This is a genomic window from Plasticicumulans sp., from assembly GCF_035331805.1.
Taxonomy (GTDB): domain Bacteria; phylum Pseudomonadota; class Gammaproteobacteria; order Competibacterales; family Competibacteraceae; genus Plasticicumulans.
In genome coordinates this window covers 1-5,760 of the sequence record NZ_DAOLKE010000229.1, presented here as the reverse complement: position 1 = coordinate 5,760, position 5,760 = coordinate 1, and the positions used below count along the sequence as shown (strand labels likewise).

Below are 5,760 nucleotides of genomic sequence, written 5' to 3'. Positions count from 1 at the left end.
GCCGGCAGGACGGTTTCGGCGACATCGGCCCGCGCCTGCACGGGCACGGCGAGCGCGGCGGCGAGCAGCAGCGCGGCCAGCCCGCGCGGCATGCGTCGCAGGCTCAGGGAATCGGGAATGCGGAAGGACATGGCGGCAGGCCCGGCACGGCGGCGAAGGTCCGTGCGGTATGCCCGCCGCCGGCCGGCGCTGTCAACGCGCACCGGCCGGGAGGCCGGCAAGGCCTCAGCGGGCGACGACGCGCCCGTTCAGCGGCTGTACCGGACGGTTGGTCGGGTGCATCGCGAACAGCTCGCCGAACTGCCTGATCTGCGCCTTCGACGCGGTGATCGGCTGCTGCATCAGCAGCCAGGTCACGCCTTCGGTGCACGGCGGCGTCGTCAGCGAGCCGGAGTAGGTGTAGTACTCGCGCTTCTTCGGCAGCAGGCCGGCCGGATCAAAGCCGCTCGACTTGCCGCCCTGCTGCGTCTCGCCGGCCGCCTTCGGCAGGTAGGCCCACATCGTCGACAGCGTGCGGTTCGCCGTGCCTTCGGCGATCAGCACGCCGACCACGGCCAGCGCGCCGTTGGCGTCGCGGTGCACGAAATGCACCTCGGCCGGATAGGACTTGCCGTTGACGGTGTGCTCGCTCGGCTCGTGGAAGTGGGCCTGCAGCAGCTCGTAGCGACGGCCGGCGACGGTGATCGCGCTGCCGTTGGCGAGCTGGAACTGCACGGTGTGGCCGTTGTTCACGTCATCGACCGCCGCCTTGCGGTAGTCGAAGGTGATCGGCGGCAGGCCGGACTGCTGCACGTCGCTGATGTTGATCGGCGACTGGCTGTGACCGCCCGAGCAGGTCGCGTACTTCGGATCGAGCGTCGCCCAGTGTTCGGGGCCGTCGTGGCCTTCGTAGCTCCAGTGCGCCGGACCGGCCGGATGATCCTCGGCGTGGCTGCCGCTCGGTGCGAGCAGCATGCCCAGCAGCGCCGCGGATGCCGCTGCACCGAGGATTTTCGGAATATGGATCGACAGGCTCATGTTTGACTCCCCTTCCTCGTTTTATGCGGGATGCCCGTGCGCGACGGGCGTCGCATAGTCCGCGGGGAGCGGTCGGGAAACAACCGGAATTTCCGGCTTTTACCGGATGTTGCGGATTCGTGCCGATGCTGCACCGCACACTGGCCGGCCCTGCTGCGGCCTGCGCCTCAGCCCATCGGCGCGCGGTACGGCAGCAGCGCCCGCAGGCCGTGATGCGCGACCCAGGCCCACAGCAGCCCGAACACGCTGCCGCCGATCACGTCGGTCGGAAAATGCACGCGCAGGTAGACGCGCGACAGCGCCACGGTGACGACCAGCGCCAGCGCTGCGGCGAACCATGCCTGGCGCACGGCCGGCTTCAGCGTCGCGCCGAACACGACGGCGAGCGTCGGATACAGCGCCGCGCTCATCAGCGTGTGCCCGCTCGGGAACGAGGCGCTGAACCATTCGGTCAGCGCCGGCAGCGCATCGGGGCGCGCACGCGCATACAGGGGCTTGAGCGTCTCGACCCACAGCCCGCTGCCGGCCGCGGCCAGCGCCACCTGCAGCGCATCGCGGGTGCGGCGCCGGGCCATCAGCACGATCCAGCCGGTGAGCGCGAACAGCGTGATGAAGGTCGCCGAACCGAAGGAGGTCAGGTCGCGCATCATGCCGGCCAGCGGCGCAGCCGGATCGAAGCCGCCGATGCGGGCATCGACGGCATCGGCAGCACCGCTTGCGAGCATCAGCACCCACAGCGCGCCCCAGAGCGCCAGCGCGGCGAGACCGTACAGCGCGTAGCGCCGCCACGGCTCGCGCACGACGCTGCTGCCGGGGTCCACGCCCGGCAGCGGTTCGAGCGCGGCCGGCAGCACACCGTCATCGGCATCGGGACCGGAATCGGGCTTCGGGGCGGCGGGTGAGGACAGCTTCGGATTCATCGTCTGGACTCCTTCGGGCCGGAACTTGCTGCGGGCATCGGCTATCACTGCCCCTCATGGATACCTTACCCATCAGCCTGATCCTGAACCCCGGCTCCGGTTCCCGCCGTGACCCGGCCCTGGCGCAGTCCATCCTCGACACGCTCTCGGCCGGCGGCCGGCAGGTCGAATGGCTCAAGCCCCGGCGGGGAGCCGAGATCCCCGCCATGGCGGCGAAGGCGATGGCGAACGGACCACGGCTGATGGTGGCCGCCGGTGGCGATGGCACCGTCAACGCCGTTGCCGGCGCGGTGCTCGCGCATCCGGGCAGCGAACTCGGCGTGATCCCGCTCGGCACCTTCAACTACTTCGCACGCGGGCTGCGCCTGCCCGAGGATCCGCTTGCCGCAGCGGGCATCGTGCGCGACGGTCAAACCACTGCGATCAGCGTCGGCAGCGCCAACGGCCGGGTGTTTCTGGTGCATGCGAGCTTCGGACTGTACCGCTCGGTGATCGAGGCGCGCGAGCGGCACAAGAACCTGATCGGCCGTCACCGGCTGGTCGCGGCGATCTCGGGCCTGATCACCGCGCTGCGTCCGCATCCGCACTACCGGCTGAAGCTCGGCATCGGCGACGAGGCGATGCGCCGGGTCAGCTCGATGGTCTACTTCGGCGCCAACCCGCTGCAGAACGCCGAACTCGGCGTCGGCGGCGCCGACACGCCGGAGTCGGGTCTGGCCGTGTTCGTGCTGCGACCGATGACGCGCTGGCAGGTGCTGGTGACGACCTGCCACGCGCTGTTCGGTCATGTCGCCGACAGTGAGTCGATCGAGGTCTTCCACGCGCAGGAAGTCACGGTCGAACGTCACCGGAAACGCATCAACCTCGTGCTCGACGGCGAGATCTTCCACGAGCAATCGCCGCTGGTGGTGCGCTGGCTGCCCGATGCGCTGCCGGTGCGCGTCGCCCCCGTCATCGAAGACGACGCACAGGCTCTGCAGGACGACGCACCGCCGGCGACCATGGAGCCGGCGGCATGAGGACGATCGCGCACGTTTCGGACCTGCACTTCGGACGCATCGACCCGGCCGCATCCGCGGCCCTCGGTGCGGCGCTGCGCAGTCTGAAACCGGATCTGGTCATCGTCTCCGGCGACCTGACCCAGCGTGCGCGCAGCGAACAGTTCCGCGAGGCCGCCGAGTTCCTGGCCGGCCTCGCCACGCCGGTGCTGGCCGTGCCCGGCAACCATGACGTGCCGCTCTGGCACGCGCTGGCGCGCTTCCTGTGGCCGTACCACGGCTACCGCCGGCACATCGCCGTCGAACTCGAACCGGTGCATGAGGATGCCGAACTGCTGGTGCTCGGCCTCAACAGCGCGCGCTCGCTGGCCTTCTACGGCGGACGGCTGAACAGCGAGCAGGTCGGGCGCGCCGTCGAGCGCCTGCGTCACGCCGGTCGCGAGCGGCTGAAGATCGTCGTCAGCCATCACCCGCTGTCGGCACCGCTCACGGCCGGTCCCGAGGCCGAATCGGTCGGACGCGGCGCGCGCATGTACCGGCGGCTGGTCGATGCCGGCGGCGAGGTGTTCCTGGCCGGGCATTTCCATCACACCGCGCACGAACTCGCCGAACCGCTCGCCACCAGCCGCCGCCGGGCGCTGCTCGTGCATGCCGGCACCGCGACCTCGACGCGCCGGCGCGCGAGCGAAGGCAACGGCTTCAACCTGCTGCGCTACGCCGGCGGTCACCTGAGCGTCGTGCATTACGAACACCGCTCGCAGCGCAGCACCGACTTCGTGCCGGTCACGAGCCGCGACTATCACCGCGGTGACTACGGCTGGGAGCCGCTCGCGCACTGACGGCGTCGTGCCCGCGGCCCGTCCCGGCAAAACCCGGGCAAGGAATGTCCGGTTTTCAGTTCCCCCCGAACAGCCCCGACTGCTGCGGCAGGCGCCCGGCCGGCCACGGCGGCAAGGCCGGCAGCGACGCAATCCGCGAGCGCAGCTCCTCATGAAAGGCCCGCGCCAGCGCCGGGGCATCGCGATCATCCGGCATGTGCGCGAAGAACCACGGCTCGCGGCCTTCCGTGATCCAGGTCGCGAACTGCCCGGCCCACTGCGCGAGCCAGTGCCCGTTGCGGGCGAGCACGGGATGCCCGACGTAGCGCACGAACGGCCGCGGCCCGAGGGCGAGCGCGCGGGCCGGCAGCTGCGGCTTCTTGCGCCGGGCCTCGCGCGTCGCGGGGTCCGCGTCCGTGGCGCTGAAGAGGCCGCGCGTGTCCATGGTCGCGCGGTCGATGCCGCGCTCGTGCAGCGCGCGGTTCAGCGCCCGCTCGGCGGGGCTGCGGTCGTAGAAGCACGGATGGCGCATCTCGACCGCGCACGTCCGCCCGGCCGGCAGCGCATCCAGCCAGTCGAGCAGGCGCGCGAGCCCGTCGGGGCCGTAGTCGGGCGGCAGTTGCAGCAGCAGCGGCCCGAGCGCGTCGCGGGCTGCGAGCGGCGCGAGGCGATCGAGGAATTCCGCGGTCGCGGCCCGGCAGTCGATGAGCCTTGCCTCGTGCGTGATCGCGCGCGGCACCTTGAAGCAGAAGCGGAAGCCCGGTGCGGCGTCCTGCGCCCAGCGCGCGACGGTCGCCGGCGCCGGCAGGCCGTAGAAGCTGGCGTTGCCCTCGACCGTGCCGAACACCGACGAGTACTGCGCGAGCCAGTCTCCCGGCCCGGCATCCGGCGTGTAGAAGCCGCCGTTCCAGGTCTTCGAGGCCCAGACCGGGCAGCCGAGCCGGTACGGCCAGTCGCCGGCCCCGAACGCCGTCACGGTGCCTCCGGCAGGTTCTCGGCAAAGCCGCGGTGCGCGGCCTCGATCAGCCGGCCGGCCACCGGCGGCGGCGGGAAGGCGCCCGGCGGCGGCACGGCGGGCGCGACGTAGCCGAAGCTGCCCGATTCGCCTTCGGCGAGCGTGACGCGGTTCGAGGCTTCGGCGGACTTTTCGATGCGCCCGCTCCAGACCTCGCGCCGGGCATCGAGGTCGAGCACCGTGTAGCGCACGTCGACGACGCGCCGCGTCGTGAACGATTCGACCAGCTCGGCGCGGTCGTACAGCGGCACCAAGATGCGCTTGCCCTTGCGATCGCGCGCCTCGCGCATCGGATCGGGCAGGTCGTGCTCGCGGATGTCGTGCTCCTGACGCACCGCATCGTTTTCGAGGCGCGCATAGACCACGAAGCGCCCGGCCTTGCGCAGCGGCGCCAGCGCCGCATAGGTCTCGGGCGGCAGCGGACCGCGCGCCAGCGCCTGCAGCCGCGCGGCCTGGCCGGCAGCGGCGAAGCGCGGATCGGCCAGCGTGGCCGTCTGCACCGGCAGACCGGGGCGCTCGCTGCGGATCGCCGCGGCCAGCAGTTCGGCCTCGCGATCGGCGATGCGCGCCGGCAGCGGATCGATCGACGAGGCGACGCCGCCGACCAGCAGGCCGCCGCTGCGCACGAGCGGGTAGGTGAAGGACGGATCGGTGAAGCCTTCGTGGACCGGCGTCGTGCACGCGCTCAGCAGCACGGCACAGGCGACGCCGGCGATCGCAGCCCAGGCGCGGCACAGGAACCAGGGGTGACGGGACACGAACGCGCCTCGATGGTGACCAGGTCTGGCCGGCGACGATGCCGCAGCCGCACGCACCCGGCAATCGCCGGCAGCGGCGCGATAAGCTCGGCAGCATGGACTCCGACCTCGACACCCTCACCCGCCTGCGCGCCGTCGTCGATGCCTCCGGCTGGCTCGATGATCCGGCGGCGATGGCACCGTATCTCGCCGAGTCGCGCGGCCGCCTGCACGGCGAGGCGCTCGCCGTCGCCC

The 5,760-nt window shown here is 71.6% G+C and carries 6 protein-coding genes; 2 read left to right on the top strand and 4 right to left on the bottom strand.

Annotated features, from left to right (window positions below; genetic code table 11):
- Nucleotides 1–225: 225 nt before the first annotated feature.
- Both PKE44_RS13985 and PKE44_RS13980 read right to left on the bottom strand, forming a co-directional pair.
- On the bottom strand, nucleotides 226–1,017 hold the full coding sequence (locus PKE44_RS13985) for a carbonic anhydrase family protein (RefSeq protein WP_324552231.1): 792 nt from the start codon (nucleotides 1,015–1,017) through the stop codon (nucleotides 226–228).
- A 167-nt stretch (nucleotides 1,018–1,184) separates the two neighbouring features.
- The gene (locus PKE44_RS13980) at nucleotides 1,185–1,937 is read right to left on the bottom strand and encodes a phosphatase PAP2 family protein (RefSeq protein ID WP_324552229.1); all 753 of its coding nucleotides are present in this window, start codon (nucleotides 1,935–1,937) and stop codon (nucleotides 1,185–1,187) included.
- A gap of 56 nt (nucleotides 1,938–1,993) precedes the next feature.
- Between PKE44_RS13980 and PKE44_RS13975 the strand changes: the two genes are divergently transcribed.
- Together PKE44_RS13975 and PKE44_RS13970 are read left to right on the top strand one after the other, a co-directional pair.
- Nucleotides 1,994–2,956, top strand: a complete 963-nt coding sequence (locus PKE44_RS13975) for a diacylglycerol kinase family protein (RefSeq protein ID WP_324552227.1) — start codon at nucleotides 1,994–1,996, stop codon at nucleotides 2,954–2,956.
- Entirely contained in the window at nucleotides 2,953–3,774 is an 822-nt protein-coding gene (locus PKE44_RS13970; protein ID WP_324552225.1) for a metallophosphoesterase, read from the top strand. The genes PKE44_RS13975 and PKE44_RS13970 overlap by 4 nt, the downstream gene beginning before the upstream one ends.
- A gap of 55 nt (nucleotides 3,775–3,829) precedes the next feature.
- On the opposite strand, the gene PKE44_RS13965 is transcribed toward PKE44_RS13970, so the two are convergent.
- A complete protein-coding gene (locus tag PKE44_RS13965; RefSeq protein WP_324552223.1) occupies nucleotides 3,830–4,729 on the bottom strand; it encodes a DUF72 domain-containing protein in 900 nt (299 codons plus the stop codon).
- Nucleotides 4,726–5,526 carry a hypothetical protein gene (locus PKE44_RS13960; protein WP_324552221.1) on the bottom strand — a complete coding sequence of 267 codons (801 nt, stop codon included), beginning with the start codon at nucleotides 5,524–5,526 and terminating at the stop codon, nucleotides 4,726–4,728. Before PKE44_RS13960 ends, PKE44_RS13965 begins: the two co-directional genes overlap by 4 nt.
- Between the last annotated feature and the right edge of the window lie 234 nt (nucleotides 5,527–5,760).